Genomic DNA, 19,768 nt, shown 5'->3' on the forward strand with positions numbered 1-19,768 from the left:
CCGCTCGATCGTAAGGAAGCAACGTCATGTCCACCACCGCAACCACCACCACCCGCTCTGCCGCGCCCAGCTGGGCGGTACCCCATCTCGAGACCGCCAGTGTCGCACTCACACTGAGTTTGACCATGGCGCTGGCCCTGCTCGTGTACTACTTCATCGGTTACGACCAGGGGGCGGTGTCGATCTTCGGGTCCGACACCCATGTTCACGAGTTCGTGCACGATGCCCGCCACTTCCTCGGCTTCCCGTGCCACTGACGACACTCGGACATCAGACCATGGAGAAGAAGTTCATCGGCGCGGGTCTCGGCGCCGGCCTGATCTCGGGAATCGTGACCTACGTCTTCGCCCGGATCTTCCTTCAGCCACAGGTGAGTGCGGCGATCTCCTACGAGGAGGGCCGCTCGGCCGCGCACGAGGCACTCGAGGGTGCCGGCGGGCACTCGCACGATCACGGCGAGGTCTTCAGCCGGGCGATGCAGGCCAATCTGGGTGCCGCCGTGGGCACCGCCGCCTTCGCTCTGTGCATGGGCGCGGTGTTCGCGGTCGCCTTCACCGTTCTCTGGAGCTTCGTCGGCAAGCGTTACCCCGGCACCGACCCGCGGTGGGTGGCGGCAGCGGTCGGCGCGATCGGGTTCACCTCGGTGTTCGCGGTTCCCTTCCTCGTCTTTCCCGCCAACCCGCCCGCGGTCGGCAGCGGCGAGACCATCGGGTCGCGCACCAGCGCGTTCCTCACCATCACGGTGGTGTCGGTCCTCGCCGCCATCGCGGCGGTGGCCGTGGTCGTCGTGTGGCTGCGACCGCGGCTGGGTGGACTGACCTCGTCGCTGGTCGGTGTCCTCTTGTACCTGACGACCGTCGTGGTCGCCGCTCTCGCCCTGCCGAGCTTCGACGAGGTCCCCCGGCCGCTCATGGACGGGACCGGCATCGCCTATCCGGGTTTTCCCGCCGATGTACTGGGGGACTTCCGGATGTACACCATCGCCGATCACGCACTCTTGTGGACCACTCTGGCCGCATCGTTCGCACTGCTTGCCCACCGAGTTCTCCGCGCGCCCCGAGATCACGGCTCCGTCGACGCGGCCACCGGCGCCCGCAGAGCACCGCTTTCCTGACTCGATCACTCAGCTCGACACCGCAATCCGACCCGACTCACAGGCCAAAGGATCAGCCCCCGATGGAATCAGCGATCGACACCCACCTCACTTGTCCGCGCAGTATCTCGCGGCGAGTACCCGACGACTACGAACCGCCCTTCCCCATGTGGGTGGGCCGCGCCGACCACCGGATACAACAGGTCACCATGGCGTACCTGGGTGTGCAGTCATCCGGTGCCGAACACCGGACCGAGGCGCTCGCGGCGGTCCGGCAGATCGCGGCGAGCCTCGAGCACGCCGACGGACCCGCCCATCACGACATCACGCACCACGCCGACAACAAGGGTTACGACAACTTCATGATCGTCGGCTACTGGAGCGATCCCAGTGCCTTCGGCAGGTGGATGAGCAGCCCCGACATCGACTCCTGGTGGTCGTCCACCGACCGCGAGACCGGACCCCTCGGGTACTTCCGAGAGATCGTGTCGCCGCGAGTCGACCAGTTCGAGACCCTGTACGCCTTTCAGGAACAACTGCCCGGCGTGGGCGCTCTGATGAACGGGATCAGCGGCGACATCAACGAGCACGGTTACTGGGGGTCGATGCGCGAACGAATCCCGTTGTCGCAGAACGATTGGATGCAACCGCGACGCGACGAGTCGCTGCGCGTGGTCCACGGAGATCCCGCGCACGGCGGCCGCGTCGTCGTCGCAGGGCATGACAACATTGCCCTGATCCGTTCCGGCCAGGACTGGCGCGAGGCCGGACAGGCCGAGCGAGATCTCTACCTCGACGAGATCCAACCGACCTTGCAGGCGGGTATGGACTTCCTTCGCGACAACGGTGCCGACGTGGGCTGTTACAGCAACCGTCTCGTCCAGAACATCGATCTGGACGGCAATCCCGTCGACGAGACCTACAACATCGGGCACTGGCGGTCACTGGAGAAGCTCGAACGCTGGGCAGAATCGCACCCCACCCATCTCCGGATCTTCACCACGTTCTTCAAAGTGGCGACCGACCTGGACAAGCTGCGGCTGTACCACGAGGTGTCGGTGGCCGACGGCGCCAGCCAACTCTTCGAGTACATCAACTGCCATCCGGCGACCGGAATGATGCGCGACGCGGTCGTCGCGGCAACCGTCGACGCGTAAGGAAAACCGACATGACAGAGCAAGCAAGCCTCTATGACCGCCTGGGCGGACTCGAATCGGTGAAGTTCTTGGCCCGGACCCTGGTGGTGCGGGCGATGTTGAACCCGACGATCGGCCACATCTGGAATCACAAGACCGAGGCCGAAGTCCAGGAGGAGATCAGCGGATTCGTCGAATTCCTGGGTATGCACTGGGGTGGTCCGCACACCTACCACGGACCCGATATGGCCACCGCGCACCGGGGGATGGGCATCACCGAAGAGTATTGGGACGCTCTCTTCGACGACATCGTCACCCCCGCCTACGCCGAATTCGGTATCCCGCAACGGGAAGCAGAGGAGGTCGATGCCTTCCTGCGCTCGTTCAAGTCCGTGGTGGTCGGCAGCCCGTCGTTCAAGGACGTCCTCAGGGAACACCCTGACATGGACGTCATGCAGGGCATGAAGAGCGTGGGCGTGCACTGGCCGGCACCCGCGGCCGGCTGATACCGCGACCAGGACGAGGGAGATGGTCGTGAGTCGTCGACAGTGGCAAGCGGAAGTGTCTCTGCGGTGTATCGGCGCGGGTCTCTGCGTCGCAGTGGCCCCGGCTCATTTCGAGTTCACCGAGGGTCGCGCGCAGACCACGACGGACTCCATCGACACCGCCGAAGCCGTCGATGTCGTCCGCAACGCCGCGCAAGCATGCCCCGCGCACGCCATCGCCGTGTCGGAGATCTGAGGACCGCCGGGCTCAGAGCACGATCTGCCGGTTGACGTCCTTGTACAGCAGGTAGCGGAAGTTCGACGGTCCGCCGGCGTAGCAGGCCTGCGGGCAGAAGGCGCGCAGGGACATGTAGTCGCCCTCCTGCACCTCCACCCAGTCCTCGTTGAGGCGATAGACGGCCTTGCCCTCGAGGACGTACAGGCCGTGCTCCATCACGTGGGTCTCGGCGAAGGGGATCGAGGCGCCCGGCTCGAAGGTCACGATGTTGACGTGCATGTCGTAGGCGAGGTCCTGCGGGTCGAGCATTCTCGTTGTCCGCCAGGCGCCGTCGGTGTCGGGCATCGCGGTGGGCTCGATGTCGCGCTCGTTGCCGAACTTCGGGGCAGGCTCATGGCCGGCGATCGGCTCGTAGCGCTTGCGGATCCAGTGGAACGACGCCGGGACGTCGCCCCGGTTGTGCGCCGACCACGGCGTCCCCGCGGGAAGGTAGCCGAACCCGCCGTCGGTCAGCGTGTGTTCCTCGCCGTCCACGGTCACGGTCAGCGCACCGGCGGTGACGAAGACGAAACCCTCGACCTCCGACTGTGGTTCGGGCGCATCCGATCCGCCGCCCGGGGCGACCTCGACGATGGTCTGCGCGAAGGTCTGCGCGCCACCGGGTACGGGGCGGTTGAGCACCCAGGCGCGGGTGTCGGTCCACTCGGGGAAGACGGAGGTGACGATGTCACGCAGGACTCCCCGCGGGATCACCGTGTACGCCTCGGTGACGACCGCGCGGTCGCTCAGCAGGTCGGTCTGCGGCGGGAGTCCGCCGGCGGGGGTGTAGTACGGTGTCGCGTTCATCGGGCCGTCCTCTGTGAGTGGGGGAGTGCGAGTTCGCGCACCTCCGCGATGGGCAGGTCGGTCGCGGTCTCGACCTCGTCGACGGTGAGCGCTCCGCACACCTCGCCGCGCCGGATGAAGCCGGCCAGGGCGCGGGCCGTAGCCGGCTCGTCGAGGACCGACGACTCGATGCGATGCGCATAGTTCCGCAGACGCACTGCGGCGGAATCGAATCCGTCGCGATAGAAGGCGTATGTGGCCAGGAATCGGGTGACCAGTTGAGCGGGATGCAGATCCCACCCCTGGTAGAAACCGCGTTCGAGGTGGCGGCGGACCAGTCGCGCGTGCAGGGCCCAACCGGCCTCGACGGCTTCGGCGTCCCCGACCGGGAGGATGTTCGTCGATCCGTCCGACAGCCGCACGCCGGTACCCGCCGCCGCGAGTTGCATCACGGCCTTCGCGTGGTCGGCCACCGGATGCTCCATCGACTGATAGGCCGCCGCGATGCCCAGGGAGGCCGAGTAGTCGTAGGTGCCGTAGTGCAGTGCGGTCACCCGGCCCTCGCCGGCCTGGATCATCGGCGCCACGGCCGCGGTGCCGTCGGCGCTCATCACCGACTGCGGCGTTTCCACCTGGATCTCGAAACCGATGCGTCCCTGCGGAAGTCCGTGGACCCGCTCGAGTTCGCGGGCGACGGTGACCATCGCGGCGACCTGATCGGTCGAGGTGACCTTCGGCAGCGTGAGCGTCAGCCCCGCCGGGAGGTCGCCGGTCTCCGCCAGGCCGGTGACGAACAGGTCGAGGGTGCGCAGGCCGCGCGCGCGGACGTCGGCCTCGAAGCACTTGAACCGGATGCCGAGGAACGGTGGCGAGGCGTCACCGGCCTGACGGACCGCGGCGACGGCAGCGGCGACCGCCGCATCCTCCTCGTCGTCGGGCCGGACGCCATAGCCGTCCTCGAAGTCGATACGCAGGTCCTCGATGGGCTCGGAGCGCAGCTTGCCCTCCACCAGATCCGCGAGCGCGGAGGCTGTCGAGTCGGTGTGGGCGACGGTCGCCCGCGCGATCGCGGCGAGCCCGCCGTGCGAGGCGGCCGTGTCGAGCGCCGCACGGCCCCATCTCTGGGAGAGGTCCGCGGTGTACCGGTCGGCGGGGACGTACACCGTGTGAACCGGTTGCCGACTGCCGTCGTCACCCGGATACCGATCGGACAGGATGGCGTCCGCCGGTGCCAGGGCGGCGTCGACGCCGGCGAGGAAGGCCGCACCGAGGCGACCGGGTTGCACGCTCACGACGCGTTCCCTCCATCCGCTGGATTGTGGAAAAACTATTCCGCAAGGCGGAGTTTACACCCTGATTGTGGTTTCACATGATGGAACGTAGCGTGAGGCCGAAATATGGAGGTGGCGATGCCAGGGAACTCGGGCGGTGTGCAGTCCGTCGAGCGGGCCTTCGAATTGCTCGAACTCATCGGACGCGCCGGTGGCGAGTGTTCGCTGAGTCATCTGTCGGCGGAATCGCCGTTGCCGCCGCCGACCATTCACCGGCTCCTGCGGACGCTGGTGGGCATCGGATACGTCCGTCAGCTGCCGAACCGGTCGTACGCCCTCGGCCCCCGGCTGATCCGTCTCGGTGAGGTGGCCAACCGGCAGCTCGGCGCAGTGGCCGCACCCGTCCTCGCGTCGTTGGTCACCGAGCTCAGCGAGACCGCGAGTCTCGCCGTCCTCGACGGCGACATGGTCATCTACGTGGCTCAGGTGCCGTCCCCGCACAGCATGCGCACCAACAACGAGGTCGGCCGCCGGGTGACGATGCACAACACCGCAGTGGGCAAGGCCGTGCTCGCCGAGCTCGACGACGCGCGCATCCTCAAACACGTCACGCAGGCCGGGCTGACCGCGGCCACCGAGTGGAGTGTCACGTCGTTGTCCGGTGTGTTCGCCGCCGTCGAGCAGGTCCGCGCCCAGGGCGTCGCCACGGACGAACAGGAACACGAGGTCGGGGTCTGCGGGATGGCCGTCGCGGTGCCCGGCGCCCCCACGCCCATGGCGGTCGGCATCTCCGGGCCGGTCGCCCGGTTCGACGACGACCTGCGCGCTCGCGCGGTCGGCGCCCTGCGGACCGCGGCCGGAACCGTCTCCGAGGCGTTGATCGGGTCGCGCGAGCCGTAGTCAGATGGTGAGCTTCGTCGGCGTCGTGCGGTTCGCGCCGTCGCCGCTCGAACCGTCACCGATCTGACCGTCGTTGTTGAAGCCCCAGCAGTACACCGACGCCGCCGACATCGCGCAGGACGTCCCGTTGCCGGTCGAGATCGACGTGACGTCGGTCAGGGTCGAGACCTCGCGGGGGATCTTCACCGAGCCGCCGGTGGAACCGAGCTGGCTGCGGTCGTCGTCGCCCCAGCAGAAGGCCCGGTCGTCGGAGACCGCACAGGTGGTGCCCCAGTCGGTGGAGATGGCCGAGACCCCGCCCAGATTGCCGACCTGGACCGGTGTCTGTCGGGTCTCGCTGGTGCCGTCACCGATCTGACCGTAGGCGTTGGAACCCCAGCACCACGCGTCACCGCCGGCGACCGCGCAGGTCGTCTGGAAGTAGGTGCTGGTGTTGGTGTTCGGGTCGTCGTCATCGGCCGCCTCGTGATAACCGCCGATGGCGATGTCGGTGACGTCGGTCAGCGAGCCGACCTTGACCGGTGCCGATCGCGCGGTCGTGGTGCCGTCACCGATCTGCCCGTTGTCGTTGGCTCCCCAGCAGAACGCCGAGCCGTCCGACACCGCGCAGGTGGTGCCGTAGGCGGTCGCGATGTCGGTGACGACGCCGAGTCCGGGCACCTTGACCGGGGCCGACACCGGGTCGGTGCCGCCGCCGTTGCCGAGCTGGCCGTATTCGTTGTTGCCCCAGCAGTAGGCGTCGGTGCCGGCGACGGCGCACGTGGTGCCCCACCCGGTGGAGATCGCCTTGACGTCGGAGATGGTGCCGACCTTGGTCGCGGCATCCACCGTCGATCCGCTGGCGCCGTTGCCGACCTCGCCGTAATGGTTGTTGCCCCAACAGAATGCGTCGCCCGCGGCGATGGCGCATGCCGTCGAGACGTAGGCGTTCTCGCCGGTGAGGTAGCCGCCCGTGGTGACCGCGGTGGCGTTCGAGACCCCGGTCACCGCGACCGGGCGGGTGTGCGGGGTCGTCGTGCCGTCGCCGAGCTGCCCGGTGTCGTTGTCGCCCCAGCAGTGCACGCTGCCGTTGACCACGGCGCAGCTGCTGCCGAAGTTGGTGCTCACCACCGGCTGGGCGACGGCGGCCTTCTCGGGGTCGTCGACGGTGCTGCCGATGACGGCCAGCCCGACGACGGCCGCGACCACGAGCAGCAGCACGGCGCCGAGCACGCCGGCGACGATCAGCCCGGTCCGCTTCTTCTTTTTCGGCGGGACCGGGGGCATGCCGGGGTAACCGGGCTGGGGGTGGACCGGCTGGGCGTGCGGGCCAGAGAGGTGCGGTGCCGACGAGTACATGGGCTGCGGCCCCGACGGTTTGTTCATCAGCGGTTGCGGGCCGGACGGCCCGGTCATCGTCGCCTGGGGAGGAGGCGTGTACTGGCCGTGGGGTGGGCCGAACTGTTGCTGGGGTCCCGAGGGGTGCGGGGCCGGCGCGCCACCCGTGCCGCCACCGACGAGAGTGGGTGGGGGCACCGAGCCGGCGACCATCGTGTTGCCCTGTGCGGCAGGCGAATCGAGAGCCGCCTGCAATGCCGCCGCGAAACTGCGGCAATCGGGGTACCGGGCCGCGGGGTTCTTCGACAACGCGCGCTGGAACACCGGGTCGAGGTGGGCGAGGTCTCCGCGCAGCCGGCCGATGTGGGGGACCGGACGCTGGATGTGTCCCAGCATCACCGACGGCTCGGACTGACCGACGAACGGAGGCTGCCCCGCGAGCAGTGCGTAGGCCGTGCAGGCCAACGAGTACTGATCCGATCGCGCGGTGGCGTCGGCTCCCTCGAGTGTCTCCGGGGCCGAGAAGGCGACCGTGCCGATGAAGGAGTGGGTACCGGTCAGATTCGCCGAGCCGGCGAGTTTGGCGATGCCGAAGTCGAGTACGAGGGCGCGCTCGACGGCATTCGTCGCCGGATCGCGGGTGACGAGGATGTTGGCCGGCTTGATGTCCCGGTGCACCACATGATGGCGGTGCGCGTAGTCGAGAGCGTCGGCCACCTGCGAGACGACCGTCGACACCTCGGCGGGCGTCAGGCGTTCGTCGGTGAGGTCCTTGCCGTCGACGTAGCTCATCGAGAACCACGGGGACCCGTCCTCGATGCCGTACTGGTGGATGGTGATGATGCTGCGGTGGTCGAGCTTCGCGGTGGTGCGTGCCTCGTTGGTGAAGCGCTGGTTGAACCCGGGCTGGGCGCTGACCGCCGTCGAGATCACCTTCAGGGCCTCGCGCCGCTCCAGCTGCAGGTTCTCGACGAGGTACACCTCGCCCATACCGCCCGCACCGAGCTGGGAGACCACCCGATAGCCGGCGATGTGGGTGCCGGGACTCAACGGCACGGCGTCACCTCTTCCTGAGCTTGGCGAATGAACGGCGCCCAAATGGCCGCTCTCGCAGACGTATGCAGGGACGATACCGAAGCCGAAGGGGTCCGGGGCACCCTTCAACCGGATGACGGAACGCGTCGCTAGAACGTGACCTGGGTAGGGGTGGGACGATCGTCGGTACCGCCGACGCCGAGCTGCCCGGTGGCGTTGAAGCCCCAGCACCAGAGGTACGACGCCGCGTACGCGCACGAGGTTCGCTCGCCGGTCGAAATCGCACTCACATCGGACAATTGGGGCACCCGGGTGGGCGCGGGGTGGTCGGTCAGGGTGCCGTCGCCGACCGACCCCCAGGCGTTGGCTCCCCAGCAGTACGCGACGCCACCCGCCACCGCGCAGGTGGTGTTCGCCGTTCCGGTGCTGACGGCGTCGACCCCGTCGAGGCCGGTCACGGGCGTCGCCGTCCGGCGCCCGTAGGTGGTGCCGTCGCCGAGCTGCCCGAAGTCGTTGTTGCCCCAGCAATACGCGCTCGCCCCGGCGATCGCGCAGGCGGTGGCGGCACCGGCGGAGACCGTGGTCGCGCCGTCGAGATCGCCGACGCGGGTCGGGCGGGCCCGGTTCGTGGTCGTGCCGTCGCCGACCTGACCGTTGTCGTTGAGTCCCCAGCAGTAGGCGTCGCCGGCCGCGACGGCGCAGGTGAAGTTCACCCCGACGCTGATCGCGGTCACGTCGTCGAGCCCGGCGACGCGAACGGGCCGGTACTGGTTCGCGGTGGAGCCGTCACCGAGCTGGTCGAAGTCGTTGGTGCCCCAGCAGTAGGCCGCGCCTGCCGAGATCGCGCAGGTGGCCCAGTTGGCGGTCGAGATGGCGGTGACGTCGGCGAGACCGGCGACCCGGGTCGGCGTCAGGCGCGCGTCGGTCGTGCCGTCGCCGACCTGCCCGTAGTCGTTGTTGCCCCAGCAGTAGGCGAGTCCCCCGGCGATCGCGCAACTGTTGGGGCCACCGGTGCTGATCGCGGTGACATCGTTGAGATCGGCCACCCGGGTGGTTGTCTGGCGGGCTTCGGTGGTGCCGTCGCCGAGTTGGCCTGCGGTGTTGTCGCCCCAGCAGTAGGCGGTCCCGTCCCGGATCGAACAGGTGGCCCCGAGGCCGGCGCTCAGCTGCGCCTGGGCGTCCGTGGCCGCCAGGGGTGACGACGCGGCGTCGGAGGTGGTCCCGTCGTCGCCGCCGAGGGTGACGACCCCGATCGCGACCGCCGTCGCGAGGAGAGCGACCGCGACGACCGCGGCCAACGCGAGCGGCCACCGGCGGCGGCGCGGCGGCGGAGACGATGCCGGCGGCGGCGTCGTCTGTGGTCGCGGTGTGATGACCTGCGTCGCAGGTGTGACGAGCGTGCGTGACCGTTCGTCGGTTCCGGCCCGTTGGAGCGCGGCGTGTAGCTCTGCGGCGAATGCGCGGCAGGTGGGGTATCGGTCCAGGGGGCCGCGAGCGAGCGCACGGTCGAAGACGGGGTCGAGAGCGCCGAGCTCCGGTCGGTGGCTGCTGATCGGCGCCGGGCGCGTCGTGAGCTTCGCGACGATGAGCCGGGTCTGCGTATCGGCGTCGAACGGCGTTGCGCCGGAGAGGAGTTCGTAGGCCGTGCAGGCCAGGGCGTATTGGTCCGACGCGGGGCCCGCCGGTTTGCCGTCGAGGATCTCCGGCGCGGCGTACACGAGAGTTCCCACGAACGACGACGGCGCGGTCAGCGTGGTGGCGGTGGTCAGCTTCGCGATCCCGAAGTCGAGGACGACCACGCGGTCGAGGGCGTCGTCCATCGCGCGGCGCGTGACCATGATGTTGCCGGGCTTGATGTCGCGGTGGATCACGCCGTGTTCGTGCGCGTAGTCGAGCGCATCGGCCACCCGGTAGACCACGGCCACCACCTCGTCCGGGCGCAGCGAGGCGCGGCGGAGGTCCCGGCCGTCGAGGTAGGTCATCGTGAACCAGGGGTCGCCGTCGGTGACGCCGTAGTGGTAGATCGTCACGATCGCGGGGTGGTCCAGGGCCGCCGCGGTCTGCGCCTCACGGCTGAATCGCCGCGCGAACTCCTCGTCGACGGTGTCGGCGATCGAGATCACCTTCAGCGCCTCACGACGACGCAGTTGCGGATTCTCGACCAGGTACACGGTGCCCATCCCGCCGCTGCCCAACCGGGTGATCACCGGGTAGCCGGCGACCTGGACTGGCTGGGCGGCCATGAGCGCCTCCTGGTGGCGTGACCTGTGTTGCGACGACGATAGCCCCTCCCGAGGCCGTCCTGCCCGGACACGGCACTTGTTCATCCGAACGTCATGGCACAATGCTCGACGTGGCAAACAAAACTGGCGCTGACACATCCACCCCCGGCGAAGCGGGTGCCGGCACCGGCAAGGTCGTCGAATCTGCCAAGGGCAAGAAGCAGTATGTCGACAACGGCTGGCCGCAGGACGACAACGGCGACGCGGCCGAGCACGCCGTCTCCGAACTCGCGACGCACATCCCCGGTGCGCTGTCGCCGTTCGGCGACACCGAGTTCCCCCTTCCGGTCGACGACCTGCCGTTCGTGCAGTCGAAGACCGTCGTCAACCGCTGACACCGATGCCGCCCACCGGAACTGACGAAGGTGGGTCGGACTCGCGCGGGCTCGCAGAGGCCGGCGGCTCACGACTGAGCCACCTCGACGCCTCCGGGTCGGCCCGCATGGTCGACGTCGGTGCCAAGGCGTCGACGAGGCGTCGCGCCGTCGCCGCCGGTACGTTCCGGACCACCGCCGAGGTGATCGGCCTCCTCAGTGAGTCGAGGCTGCCCAAGGGGGATGTGCTCGCCACGGCTCGCATCGCCGGGATCATGGCGGCAAAACGGACCGACGAGCTGATCCCGCTGTGCCATCAGCTGGCGCTGTCGTCGGTCGAGGTCGACTTCGCGATCGGTACCGAGACGATCGAGGTGACCGCCACCGTGGCCACCTCCGGCCAGACGGGCGTCGAGATGGAGGCCTTGACCGCGGTCGCCGTCACCGGACTGACCTTGCACGACATGGTCAAGGCCGTGGACCGGCGGGCGCAGATGGACGGGATCCGCCTGCTCGCCAAGACCGGGGGCAAGTCGGGGGACTGGTATCGCGATCCGGCTGACCCCGCCGATGACTGACCCGAAGCGCCCTCGCGTCGCGCGCGTCGTCGTCGCATCGAACCGCGCCAGCACCGGCGTCTACGCCGACCGTTCCGGTCCGATCATCGAGGCCTGGCTTGCCGAGCAGGGGTTTTCGGTCGACGAGTGCGACGTCGTGGCCGACGGCCCGCCGGTCGGCGACGCCATCCGCGCCGCGGTCTACGCCGAGGTCGATCTCGTGATCACCACGGGCGGAACGGGCTTGACCCCCACCGACCGGACACCCGAACAGACCCGTCCGCTGCTCGACGTCGAGATCCCGGGTCTGGCCGACGCGATCCGCTCGGCGGGCCTGCCGAAGGTGCCGACCGCCGTCCTCTCACGCGGGCTGGCCGGAGTGTCCGGGACGACGCTCGTCGTGAACCTGCCCGGCTCGACGGGCGGGGTCCGTGACGGACTGGGCGTGCTCGCCGGCGTCGTCCACCACGCACTCGATCAGATCCGCGGAGGCGACCACCGATGACCGGAGATCCCGCCACCCGGGTGGTGCACACCGGGGTCGTGGACGAGGCGATCACGCTGGCCGAGCACGAGGCGATGGTTGCCGACGCCGCCGACGGCAAGGCCGGGGCGGTGGTCGGATTCGTCGGCGCCGTCCGCGACCACGACGGCGGACGAACCGTGACCGCCCTGCACTATTCGGGACATCCCACGGCCGCGACGGTCCTGGCCGAGGTCGTCGAACAGGTCTCCGCGGTCGACGGCGTGCGCGCGGTCGCCGTGTCCCATCGGGTCGGCGACCTCGCGATCGGCGACATCGCGTTCGTGGTGGCGGTGGCTGCCGACCATCGCCGAGCCGCGTTCGAGACCTGCTCGCGCCTCGTCGACGAGGTCAAGGCCCGGCTACCGGTCTGGAAACATCAGTTCTTCGACGACGGCACCGACGAATGGGTCAATTCGGCCTAGAAGTTCGCTCCCCCATTGGAAAAGGGCCCCGCACGGATGGTTCATCGTGCGGCGCCCTTCGTCTGGGTCCCAGATCGGGCGTGGAGCAGGGATCAGGGGTTGGGCAGCAGGTGCTTGTTGTCGTTGAACAGCTTGATCTGGTCCTGGTTCAGCGAGACTCCGCTGTCCTTGGCCGCCTGCCAGAGGTTCTTGATCTCGGGGCTGACGCCGGCCTCGGTGAGGGCGTCGGTGACCTGCTTGGCGACGTCGTCGGTGGTCTTGGCCAGGTCGACGCTGCCGTTGCCGCCGGGGAGGACCGGAGCGATCTCACGCGGGGTGTCGGTCGGCGCGCTGCGCGGGGTCGAGCCCGAGAGGCCGGTGCCGCAGGTGGGCCATGCGCCCTTGCCCTGCGATCCGAGGACGCGCTCGGCGACGACGATCTGCTCTTCGCGCGAGGCCTGATCGGCGGTCGGGGCGAACTCGCCGCCACCGTGGCCGGACCAGGTGCTCGGGGAGAACTGCAGGCCGCCGTGGTAGCCGTTGCCGGTCGCGATGGCCCAGTTGCCACCGGACTCGCACTGCGCGACCTGGTTCCACTCGGCGTCGGTGGCCGCGTTGGCGGTACCGGTGCCCAGGAGGGCTGCTCCGCCGCCGAGGACTGCGCCGGTGAGGGCAACCTTGGTGATGGTCTTGGCGGCCGTGCTGGTCGTCTGCTTGCGATGACGTCCGGACATGTGTGTATTTCCTCTCTCCACGCGCCTACGAAGTCAGCTGTCGGGTTCGAGCGAGAGGTGCTCGGCCCCGGTTGTCGTGGCGGCTACCGCGACTTCCGGGACTTAACCCCGAGGACACCTGGTGTGGTGTCCGGTCTCAGGGGATGAGGTTGGGTCCCCCGTCCTCGTTCCTAGATTGCTTGTCGTTCCCACCGGCGGAACGAGGCTCGGCGCGGCCGGTGGGACGTTATGTCTTGGTTGCTGTGTCGTGACCTCCGAGGAGGACGCTTCGTACAGTACGTCGTTCGTTGGACTGAATCACCTGCTTGAACGCAAGCGATTTTCGGCCCCGATCCGGGTCTTCCGACCCACTTCGGCCGTCATCCCAGTTCAACGGGTTAGTGGCCGTCCCGTGCCCATCCTGTTACCGGGCCGTGATGTGACTAAGGTCACAAGGGGGCTGTGGCGTCAGCCACCGGCAAACGGGGGGAGGACGTCGAGTGTCGTGCACGCGCCGAGCGCACGCGTCCGATCGGAGAACGCGACCTCGTCGCGTAGATATGAGCAGCGTTCGAGAACCGTGGCGAGGGAGGGGTTTCCGGCCGCGAGGGTCTCCTCCAGGGCGCGGAGGGTGGTCGACGGGTCGACGTCGACCACCGTCTCCTCGGCGCCGGCCGCGGCGCGCGCGGCCGCGAAGAATCGCACTGTGAGCTGCATCGGACGCGAGCCTAGCCGCCGATCGCCGACATCGGTCGATCCGGTTGCCGGAAGCCGGCGACGTTCACCTCGTGGCCGGGGGCCTTCGCCCACATGCTCGCGCGCCAGAGCTGCGCCAGGGCAGCGTCGATCTCGTCGTCGGGGAGAGTGCGCAGTGCGGTCCGGATGTCGGTCTCCGTCGTCGCGAAGAGGCAGTTTCGCAGCGAGCCGTCGGCGGTGAGGCGGGTGCGGTCGCAGTCGCCGCAGAACGGCTGGGTGACCGAGGCGATGACTCCGACACGGGCGGGCCCCTGCGGCCCGTCGTGGTCGTCCACGAGCCAGGTGGCGGCCGGAGCGCTCCCGCGTGGCGCGGGGTCGGGAAGCAGCGTGAAACGCTCGCGCAGCGTCGTCAGGATCTCTCGGGCCGTGACCATCTGCGCCCGCTGCCACGCGTGGTCGGCGTCGAGCGGCATCTGCTCGATGATCCGCAGCTCATAACCGTGCTCGAGGCAGTAGGCGAGCAGGTCGGGCACTCCCGCGAGGTCCGCGCGGTCGGGCACCACGGCGTTGACCTTGACCGGATCGAGTCCCGCGCGCCGTGCCGCGGCCAGGCCGTCGAGCACGTCGGTCAGACGGTCCCGGCGTGTGATCTCCGCGAAGCGGGCCGGGTCGACGGTGTCCAGCGAGACGTTGATGCGGTCGAGCCCGGCGTCGACCAGGCCGTCGACCCGCCGGGGCAGTCCCAGGCCATTCGTGGTCATCGCGATCTCGGGGGCCTGCGGCAGGCAGGCCACGGCCGCGATGATGTCCTCCAGGTCGCGGCGCAGCAGTGGTTCACCGCCGGTGAACCGGATGCGTTCGATGCCGAGGTCGCGGACCGCGACCGTCAGGACCCGGATCAGTTCGTCGGTGGACAGCACCTGGTCGGTGGGCATCCAGTCGAGTCCCTCGGCCGGCATGCAGTACGAGCAGCGCAGATTGCAGCGGTCGGTGACCGAGACCCGGAGATCCTTCGCCACCCGGCCGAATGTGTCGCGCAGCGGACCCTCGGACGGCACGTCGGATGCCGCTGCCTCCCGCGGAGAGCGGGGCAGTGGCAGGCCGAGGCCGACCGTGCTCATGTGGTTGCCGTCATGCTGCGGGGAGACTCACTTCCGGGTGGGGTCCTTACGTGCCTCGAGGGCGCGGAAGGTGCTGGCGTGGAAGACCAGGGGTTCGACATCGGGATCGGCGCGCAGGGACTCGATCTCCAGCAGTACGACGGTGTGGTCGCCGGCCTGGATCTCGTTGTGGATCGTGCACGACAGGTGTGCGGCGGCGTCGGGCACGAACACCGCACCCCGGTCGGTGCTCAGCGGCGTGATGCCGTCGAAGCGGTGCTCCGACGATCCCGCGAGCTGCTTGCACAGCTCGATCTGGTCGCCGGCGAACACGCTGACCCCGATGGCCGGTGCGGTGCGGATCCGCGGCCAGGTCGTCGAGGTGTTCTGCACGCAGACCGAGACGAGTGGCGGGTCGAGCGAGACGGTGGTGAACGAACTCGCCGCCATTCCGATCAGGGTGGTCGAATCCCCGTCGCGCTGTTCGCAACACACCGCCACGACGCCGGACGGGAAGCAGCTGTAGGCATCCCGCAGTGCCCGCCCGTCGGAGACGGGGGAGAGGTCGGGGGTGGTGTCGATGGTTGTGGTCACGGTCCTCACCTGGCTCGGCGTCCGGCACGGAGTGCGTACACCAGGCCCAGGACGAAACCCAGCGGTGCGCACATGGTCAGCAGGTAGACGGCGGTCGGTGCGGTGTCGCCGTCGGTGACCAACGGTGTGAGGAACAACGCCACGATCGCCAGAATTCCGACTCCGAACACAACCCCGGCCGCCTGCAGCAATCGCGGGGACGACGTCTTCTGCATACCTGCCACGGTAGTGCAACGCCGAGCGCTTCGACGCCGCGCGATACGCGCCCGCCGGGTAATGGTGTGACCCCGGGGTGGGGCGTTGGCTACGATGGTCGATGCAGGCGCCTTGCATCCGTCTGGGCCCGCACGGCATCCGCCGTCCGGACCGCCGAGATGGGTGACGGCGTCTTTTGTCGTGACAGGTCGTTTTTCGACAGTTCGAGAACAGATGAGGGTGAGCACAGTGCCGACCGGCAAGGTGAAGTGGTACGACGCGGACAAGGGCTTCGGCTTTCTCTCCCAGGAGAGCGGTGAGGACGTCTACGTGCGTTCGGCAGCGTTGCCCGACGGGGTCGAGGCGCTCAAGCCGGGGCAGCGCGTCGAGTTCGGCATGGCCGCCGGTCGTCGCGGACCGCAGGCATTGAGCGTGAAGGTCCTCGAGCCCGCACCCAGCGTCTCCAAGAACGTGCGTGAAGCCGCCCGCAAGGACGTCAAGCGGCACACACCCGACGAGCTGCACGGCATGGTCGCCGACCTCATCACCCTTCTGGAGGGCAAGGTCCAGCCGGACCTGCGCAAGGGCCGGTACCCCGACCGCAAGACCGCGCAGCGGATCTCCGAGGTCGTGCGGGCCGTCGCGCGGGAGCTCGACTCCTGACGGTCTAGGCGTCCGGCGCGGTCTGCACCGCGAGTTCGCCGCGGGGCAGGACCTCGTCGGCGGGGGAGAGTCGCGCGGACGCGGAGATGACGGTGAATCCGATCAGCACCCGGTCCGGCACCGACCGCAATGTCAGCGTGTAGGTGCTGTCCGACCCCTGCGGCTGCTCGTCTTCGACGAGCCCGCGCGGCGTCTGGTAGACGGCCGCGAGATTCCACGGGCCCTGCGCGATCTCGCTCGAGACGGTCAGCATGACCGTCGACCCGACCGGCACCGGGACCGTCGCGGTCTCGCGCGGAGCGGTGATCTCCGGATCACAGGCGATCAGCATCAGGTCGCACCACCAGCGCGGATCGACCGTGTGCAAGTCGTCGCCGACCGCGACGTGCAGGTAGGGCTGGTCGTCGGAGCTCGCGTTGCGGGTCAGCAGGAACACCGACGTCCCCACCACCGCCACGAACAGCACGACGACGATCGCGATGATCGACAGAGCCTTCTTCTCACCACTGCTGATCACTGACGTCGCTGTCCTGTCTGGTCGTTCGGCGGGTGGTCGCCGGGGCTGTACGGGCGCTCACCCCGGTTCTCGAAGGGGGCGGTCGACGGTGTCCGGGTGGGCATGCGAGCCGTCGACGGCCGTTGGCTGTGCGGCCGGGTGTCGGCGTCGGCCGGGCCGGTCCGGATGTCCGATCGGGCTCCGGCGGCACGGAAGGCGACGGTCGGCGCGGCGTGGTCGGGGCGACGACCGCCCAGACCGGGGACCAGTGACCTGCCGCGGGTGGTCATCACGGTCTGCAGCAGCCCGAGTCCGAGCAGCACGGACACGACGGTGAACCCGATCCACAGGGTCGGCGGCAACAGGACCCCGAGCGAGGCGCCGAAGACCCACGACAACTGCAGCACCGTCTCCGACCGGCCGAACGCCGAGGCGCGGGACTCGTCGGGGAGATCGTCCTGGATGGAAGAGTCGAGGCACACCTTGCCGATCGCGCTGGTGCCGGAGGCGACCAGGGCCGCGACTGCGGCTGCGGCGATGTTGCCGAAGATGGCCGCCAGTACCGCGACGACGAAGCAGGCCGCTGTCGCGCCGACGACGATGCTCGGCGGGTTCTTCAGTTCGAGGCGGGTGCCGACGCCGTTGCCGATCAGGTTGCCGACACCGGCGGCGGCACCGACGGCACCGAGCAGCAGCAGCTGGGTCCAGTCGGAGGCGTCGCCCTGCTGGGCCTTGGCGTAGAACGCCACGAAGAGCGTCAGGAAGCCCGTCAGGATGCGGATCGTGCCGTTGCCCCACAACCCTGCGACGACCTTGCGGCCGAGTGGCTGGCGCATCTTGGCGGCGAGCATCTTGGCGCCGTCCCGGGCGCTCGTCGGCTGATCGGAGTCGCCGGGGGCGGACCGGGCGGGTTCACCGTGGTAGGTGAGGGTCGTCGGGATCTCACCTTCGGTGGACTCCACCCACGAGGGGATGCGCATGCACAGATAGGCACCGGCGCCCGCGACCACGGCCAGCCACACCATGGCGCCCGGCAGATGCACCGGGAGCGCCTGGCCGAGCAGGAACTCGATGGCGGCGGCGACCGCGCCGCCCACGATCGTGCCGCCGATCAGACCGAAGGTGGTCAGCCGGGAGTTCACCCGCGGCAGATCGATGGTCGGCGGCACCACGCGCGGCGTGACCGCCGACTTGAGGACGCCGAAGGATTTCGACAGCACCAGCAGGCCCAGGGCGCAGGGATAGAGGACCCACGGGTCGTACTCCAGCTGCTGCGTCACGTCGTTCCACTGGACGTTGGCCATGATCAGCAGGGCCAGGACGACACGCAGACCGAAGGTCGTGGCCATGGCGATCCGGCGGCCACGCTGCAGCCGGTCGAGGAGGGGTCCGATCAGTGGCGCGATCAGCGCGAAGGGCGCGATCGTCAGCGCCAGGTACAGGGCCACGTTGGTCTTCGACTCGCCGGTTGCCGCGGCGAAGAACAGCGTGTTGGCGAGCGCGACGGCCATCGCGGCGTCGGCGGCGAAGTTGGCGATCACCGGCAGCGTCAGCGCGGTGAGGCCCGACTGGTCGGCGCCGTCGGCGGTGGCCGCCTGATGGATCTTGCCGATTCCCTTGCCGGTCAACTCGCGGCTCCGCATCGCCGCGACCCGCATCACCGTCAGCTTCTTCGGCGTCGGGCCGCCACCGTTCTGGGGCCCGTGCTCGGTCGGCATCGCCCGGGTCTGGTCCTCCGAGGGCGGCCGGCCGCGGTCGTCGAGCGGCGGGAGATGCGGATTGTGCGTGGGCGGGGGGAGGTAGGCATTGCGGCCGGGGCCCGGGCCGGCCGGTGGCTCTCCCCATCCCGGTGCCGGTCGACGGGTGCGCATCTGTCGAGTCTCGTCGGCCGGATAGTTGGTCGAACCGGGGTGCTGCGCGGCGCGGCGTGCGCGACCGTCGGGTGGTGGCTGCTGGGGATGCTGGTTCGCGGGACCCCTGGGGGCCCCGCGCCCCTCGTCGTGTCGGGAACTCCGTGGGATCACGCTGACGATTGTTCCTCATCTCCGGCCGAGGTCGCTTGAAGCGGGTCGGTTGTGTGGCACACGTCGGCGATATTGCACACTGGAGCGGTGACTCTGGTTGGTGACGGCGAACGACACGGTGACGGCGAACGGCTCCTGGCGGCCGTCGACATCGCGCGTGCCGCGCTGCTCGACGAAGGTCAGCGGCCGGGCGCGCATCGGCGCAGTGTGGCCGAGGGCGACTGGGCCGCCGCGCACTACTTCGACGCCGAGCTCGCGGGTTACCGGGGCTGGCAGTGGTGCGTCGTGCTGGCGGGCTCCCCGGGCAGTGACGAGATCACGCTCAGCGAGGTCGTGTTGCTTCCCGGTGACGGTTCGTTGCTCGCGCCGCCGTGGGTGCCGTGGGCGGAGCGGGTCGCCTCCGGAGACCTGGCCCCGGGTGATCTGCTCGCCGCCGAACCCGATGATCCGCGGCTGGTGCCGAATCAGATCGACACCGGCGACGAGTTCCGCTTCGATTCCGAGTCCGTCGAACCCGACGACATCGGTCAGGTCGCGGGCGAGCTGGGACTCGGCCGCAAGCGGCTGCTGAGCCCGGAGGGACGCGCCGACGCCGCGCAGCGCTGGTATGACGGCGACTTCGGGCCCGGCTCGGAGATGGCCCAGGCCGCGCCGTTCTCCTGCTGCACGTGCGGCTTCTATGTTCCCCTCGCCGGTGCGCTGCGGGCCGGGTTCGGTGCGTGCACCAACGAATTCGCCGCCGACGGACGCGTGGTCTCGGCCGAGTACGGCTGCGGTGCGCATTCGGACGTGCAGGGGCCCAAGGGCAACGGCTCGCCGGCCTACGACGCCTACGACGACGGCGCGATCGAGGTCGTCGCCATCTCCCGGGACGCGGAACCGGCGCGGACCTGATCCGGCGCACCCC

Annotated in this window: 23 protein-coding genes and 1 riboswitch; of the genes, 12 read left to right on the top strand and 11 right to left on the bottom strand. The window is 69.3% G+C overall.

Translation table 11 applies throughout. The features are described from left to right. The first annotated feature begins 26 nt into the window (after positions 1-26). The 5 genes from MHN80_RS17670 to MHN80_RS17690 all read left to right on the top strand — a co-directional run bounded on the left by MHN80_RS17670 (position 27) and on the right by MHN80_RS17690 (position 2,970). A complete protein-coding gene (locus MHN80_RS17670) occupies positions 27-257 on the top strand; it encodes a CbtB domain-containing protein (protein ID WP_239402825.1) in 231 nt (76 codons plus the stop codon). Positions 258-277: 20 nt separating this feature from the next. Further along, positions 278-1,114, top strand: coding sequence for a CbtA family protein (locus MHN80_RS17675; RefSeq protein WP_239402918.1), 837 nt, complete (start codon positions 278-280; stop codon positions 1,112-1,114). A 62-nt stretch (positions 1,115-1,176) separates the two neighbouring features. Beyond that, entirely contained in the window at positions 1,177-2,250 is a 1,074-nt protein-coding gene (locus MHN80_RS17680) for a phenylacetaldoxime dehydratase family protein (RefSeq protein ID WP_239402826.1), read from the top strand. Between the two features lie 11 nt (positions 2,251-2,261). Next, positions 2,262-2,735, top strand: a complete 474-nt coding sequence (locus MHN80_RS17685) for a group 1 truncated hemoglobin (RefSeq protein WP_086535395.1) — start codon at positions 2,262-2,264, stop codon at positions 2,733-2,735. Positions 2,736-2,763: 28 nt separating this feature from the next. Continuing rightward, the gene (locus tag MHN80_RS17690; protein WP_239402827.1) at positions 2,764-2,970 is read left to right on the top strand and encodes a ferredoxin; all 207 of its coding nucleotides are present in this window, start codon (positions 2,764-2,766) and stop codon (positions 2,968-2,970) included. Between the two features lie 12 nt (positions 2,971-2,982). Here the strand turns inward: MHN80_RS17690 and MHN80_RS17695 are convergent, their stop codons facing one another. Both MHN80_RS17695 and MHN80_RS17700 read right to left on the bottom strand, forming a co-directional pair. Further along, a complete protein-coding gene (locus tag MHN80_RS17695) occupies positions 2,983-3,798 on the bottom strand; it encodes a bifunctional allantoicase/(S)-ureidoglycine aminohydrolase (protein ID WP_064571290.1) in 816 nt (271 codons plus the stop codon). Beyond that, positions 3,795-5,069, bottom strand: a complete 1,275-nt coding sequence (locus MHN80_RS17700; protein WP_101820281.1) for an aldolase/citrate lyase family protein — start codon at positions 5,067-5,069, stop codon at positions 3,795-3,797. The genes MHN80_RS17695 and MHN80_RS17700 overlap by 4 nt, the downstream gene beginning before the upstream one ends. A gap of 117 nt (positions 5,070-5,186) precedes the next feature. Between MHN80_RS17700 and MHN80_RS17705 the strand changes: the two genes are divergently transcribed. Beyond that, complete coding sequence (locus MHN80_RS17705; protein WP_239402828.1) at positions 5,187-5,948, top strand: IclR family transcriptional regulator; 762 nt, start codon at positions 5,187-5,189, stop codon at positions 5,946-5,948. Here MHN80_RS17705 and MHN80_RS17710 read toward each other — a convergent pair whose 3' ends face one another. After that, positions 5,949-8,321 carry a protein kinase gene (locus MHN80_RS17710; RefSeq protein WP_239402829.1) on the bottom strand — a complete coding sequence of 791 codons (2,373 nt, stop codon included), beginning with the start codon at positions 8,319-8,321 and terminating at the stop codon, positions 5,949-5,951. It abuts the gene before it with no gap. Between the two features lie 128 nt (positions 8,322-8,449). Continuing rightward, on the bottom strand, positions 8,450-10,543 hold the full coding sequence (locus MHN80_RS17715) for a protein kinase (protein ID WP_239402830.1): 2,094 nt from the start codon (positions 10,541-10,543) through the stop codon (positions 8,450-8,452). 101 nt (positions 10,544-10,644) lie between these two features. Here MHN80_RS17715 and MHN80_RS17720 point away from each other — a divergent pair, with 101 nt between their 5' ends. The 4 genes from MHN80_RS17720 to MHN80_RS17735 are packed head-to-tail and all read left to right on the top strand — an operon-like array spanning position 10,645 to position 12,401. Then, positions 10,645-10,917, top strand: coding sequence for a hypothetical protein (locus MHN80_RS17720; RefSeq protein WP_101820284.1), 273 nt, complete (start codon positions 10,645-10,647; stop codon positions 10,915-10,917). Between the two features lie 5 nt (positions 10,918-10,922). Continuing rightward, on the top strand, positions 10,923-11,474 hold the full coding sequence (moaC, locus tag MHN80_RS17725) for a cyclic pyranopterin monophosphate synthase MoaC (RefSeq protein WP_101820285.1): 552 nt from the start codon (positions 10,923-10,925) through the stop codon (positions 11,472-11,474). Beyond that, a complete protein-coding gene (locus MHN80_RS17730; protein WP_239402832.1) occupies positions 11,467-11,958 on the top strand; it encodes a molybdenum cofactor biosynthesis protein B in 492 nt (163 codons plus the stop codon). The genes moaC and MHN80_RS17730 overlap by 8 nt, the downstream gene beginning before the upstream one ends. After that, positions 11,955-12,401: a molybdenum cofactor biosynthesis protein MoaE gene (locus tag MHN80_RS17735; protein ID WP_064571286.1), complete on the top strand. Its 447-nt coding sequence runs from the start codon at positions 11,955-11,957 to the stop codon at positions 12,399-12,401. Before MHN80_RS17730 ends, MHN80_RS17735 begins: the two co-directional genes overlap by 4 nt. Before the next feature lie 92 nt (positions 12,402-12,493). Here the strand turns inward: MHN80_RS17735 and MHN80_RS17740 are convergent, their stop codons facing one another. The 5 genes from MHN80_RS17740 to MHN80_RS17760 all read right to left on the bottom strand — a co-directional run bounded on the left by MHN80_RS17740 (position 12,494) and on the right by MHN80_RS17760 (position 15,698). Further along, positions 12,494-13,114, bottom strand: a complete 621-nt coding sequence (locus tag MHN80_RS17740; RefSeq protein ID WP_239402833.1) for a transglycosylase family protein — start codon at positions 13,112-13,114, stop codon at positions 12,494-12,496. 6 nt (positions 13,115-13,120) lie between these two features. Then, a riboswitch (cyclic di-AMP (ydaO/yuaA leader) is annotated at positions 13,121-13,336 on the bottom strand. Positions 13,337-13,561: 225 nt separating this feature from the next. Next, positions 13,562-13,810, bottom strand: coding sequence for a MoaD/ThiS family protein (locus tag MHN80_RS17745; RefSeq protein WP_004020202.1), 249 nt, complete (start codon positions 13,808-13,810; stop codon positions 13,562-13,564). 11 nt (positions 13,811-13,821) lie between these two features. Further along, positions 13,822-14,910 carry a GTP 3',8-cyclase MoaA gene (gene moaA, locus MHN80_RS17750; RefSeq protein WP_239402834.1) on the bottom strand — a complete coding sequence of 363 codons (1,089 nt, stop codon included), beginning with the start codon at positions 14,908-14,910 and terminating at the stop codon, positions 13,822-13,824. Positions 14,911-14,937: 27 nt separating this feature from the next. Further along, positions 14,938-15,483, bottom strand: coding sequence for a flavin reductase family protein (locus tag MHN80_RS17755; RefSeq protein WP_004020200.1), 546 nt, complete (start codon positions 15,481-15,483; stop codon positions 14,938-14,940). A 5-nt stretch (positions 15,484-15,488) separates the two neighbouring features. After that, complete coding sequence (locus MHN80_RS17760; RefSeq protein WP_239402835.1) at positions 15,489-15,698, bottom strand: hypothetical protein; 210 nt, start codon at positions 15,696-15,698, stop codon at positions 15,489-15,491. 229 nt (positions 15,699-15,927) lie between these two features. Here MHN80_RS17760 and MHN80_RS17765 point away from each other — a divergent pair, with 229 nt between their 5' ends. Then, positions 15,928-16,341, top strand: coding sequence for a cold-shock protein (locus tag MHN80_RS17765; protein WP_004020198.1), 414 nt, complete (start codon positions 15,928-15,930; stop codon positions 16,339-16,341). A 4-nt stretch (positions 16,342-16,345) separates the two neighbouring features. Here MHN80_RS17765 and MHN80_RS17770 read toward each other — a convergent pair whose 3' ends face one another. Together MHN80_RS17770 and MHN80_RS17775 are read right to left on the bottom strand one after the other, a co-directional pair. Then, positions 16,346-16,858, bottom strand: a complete 513-nt coding sequence (locus MHN80_RS17770; RefSeq protein ID WP_239402836.1) for a DUF2771 family protein — start codon at positions 16,856-16,858, stop codon at positions 16,346-16,348. Beyond that, the gene (locus tag MHN80_RS17775) at positions 16,855-18,861 is read right to left on the bottom strand and encodes an MFS transporter (protein ID WP_374206387.1); all 2,007 of its coding nucleotides are present in this window, start codon (positions 18,859-18,861) and stop codon (positions 16,855-16,857) included. Before MHN80_RS17775 ends, MHN80_RS17770 begins: the two co-directional genes overlap by 4 nt. Positions 18,862-18,948: 87 nt before the next feature. Between MHN80_RS17775 and MHN80_RS17780 the strand changes: the two genes are divergently transcribed. Continuing rightward, a complete protein-coding gene (locus tag MHN80_RS17780) occupies positions 18,949-19,755 on the top strand; it encodes a DUF3027 domain-containing protein (RefSeq protein WP_004020194.1) in 807 nt (268 codons plus the stop codon). Positions 19,756-19,768 lie beyond the last annotated feature (13 nt).

The organism is Gordonia sp. McavH-238-E (assembly GCF_022348225.1).
In the GTDB taxonomy this organism is placed as follows: Bacteria; Actinomycetota; Actinomycetes; order Mycobacteriales; family Mycobacteriaceae; genus Gordonia; species Gordonia terrae.

Excerpts from the sequence above, each read along its gene's own strand:
- MHN80_RS17670 (WP_239402825.1), top strand. The coding sequence starts at position 27 with ATGTCCACCACCGCAACCACCACCACCCGCTCTGCCGCGCCCAGCTGG.
- MHN80_RS17675 (WP_239402918.1), top strand. The coding sequence starts at position 278 with ATGGAGAAGAAGTTCATCGGCGCGGGTCTCGGCGCCGGCCTGATCTCG.
- MHN80_RS17680 (WP_239402826.1), top strand. The coding sequence starts at position 1,177 with ATGGAATCAGCGATCGACACCCACCTCACTTGTCCGCGCAGTATCTCG.
- MHN80_RS17685 (WP_086535395.1), top strand. The coding sequence starts at position 2,262 with ATGACAGAGCAAGCAAGCCTCTATGACCGCCTGGGCGGACTCGAATCG.
- MHN80_RS17695 (WP_064571290.1), bottom strand. The coding sequence starts at position 3,798 with ATGAACGCGACACCGTACTACACCCCCGCCGGCGGACTCCCGCCGCAG.
- MHN80_RS17705 (WP_239402828.1), top strand. The coding sequence starts at position 5,187 with ATGCCAGGGAACTCGGGCGGTGTGCAGTCCGTCGAGCGGGCCTTCGAA.
- MHN80_RS17715 (WP_239402830.1), bottom strand. The coding sequence starts at position 10,543 with ATGGCCGCCCAGCCAGTCCAGGTCGCCGGCTACCCGGTGATCACCCGG.
- MHN80_RS17720 (WP_101820284.1), top strand. The coding sequence starts at position 10,645 with ATGCTCGACGTGGCAAACAAAACTGGCGCTGACACATCCACCCCCGGC.
- moaC (WP_101820285.1), top strand. The coding sequence starts at position 10,923 with ATGCCGCCCACCGGAACTGACGAAGGTGGGTCGGACTCGCGCGGGCTC.
- MHN80_RS17730 (WP_239402832.1), top strand. The coding sequence starts at position 11,467 with ATGACTGACCCGAAGCGCCCTCGCGTCGCGCGCGTCGTCGTCGCATCG.
- MHN80_RS17735 (WP_064571286.1), top strand. The coding sequence starts at position 11,955 with ATGACCGGAGATCCCGCCACCCGGGTGGTGCACACCGGGGTCGTGGAC.
- MHN80_RS17740 (WP_239402833.1), bottom strand. The coding sequence starts at position 13,114 with ATGTCCGGACGTCATCGCAAGCAGACGACCAGCACGGCCGCCAAGACC.
- MHN80_RS17745 (WP_004020202.1), bottom strand. The coding sequence starts at position 13,810 with ATGCAGCTCACAGTGCGATTCTTCGCGGCCGCGCGCGCCGCGGCCGGC.
- moaA (WP_239402834.1), bottom strand. The coding sequence starts at position 14,910 with ATGAGCACGGTCGGCCTCGGCCTGCCACTGCCCCGCTCTCCGCGGGAG.
- MHN80_RS17760 (WP_239402835.1), bottom strand. The coding sequence starts at position 15,698 with ATGCAGAAGACGTCGTCCCCGCGATTGCTGCAGGCGGCCGGGGTTGTG.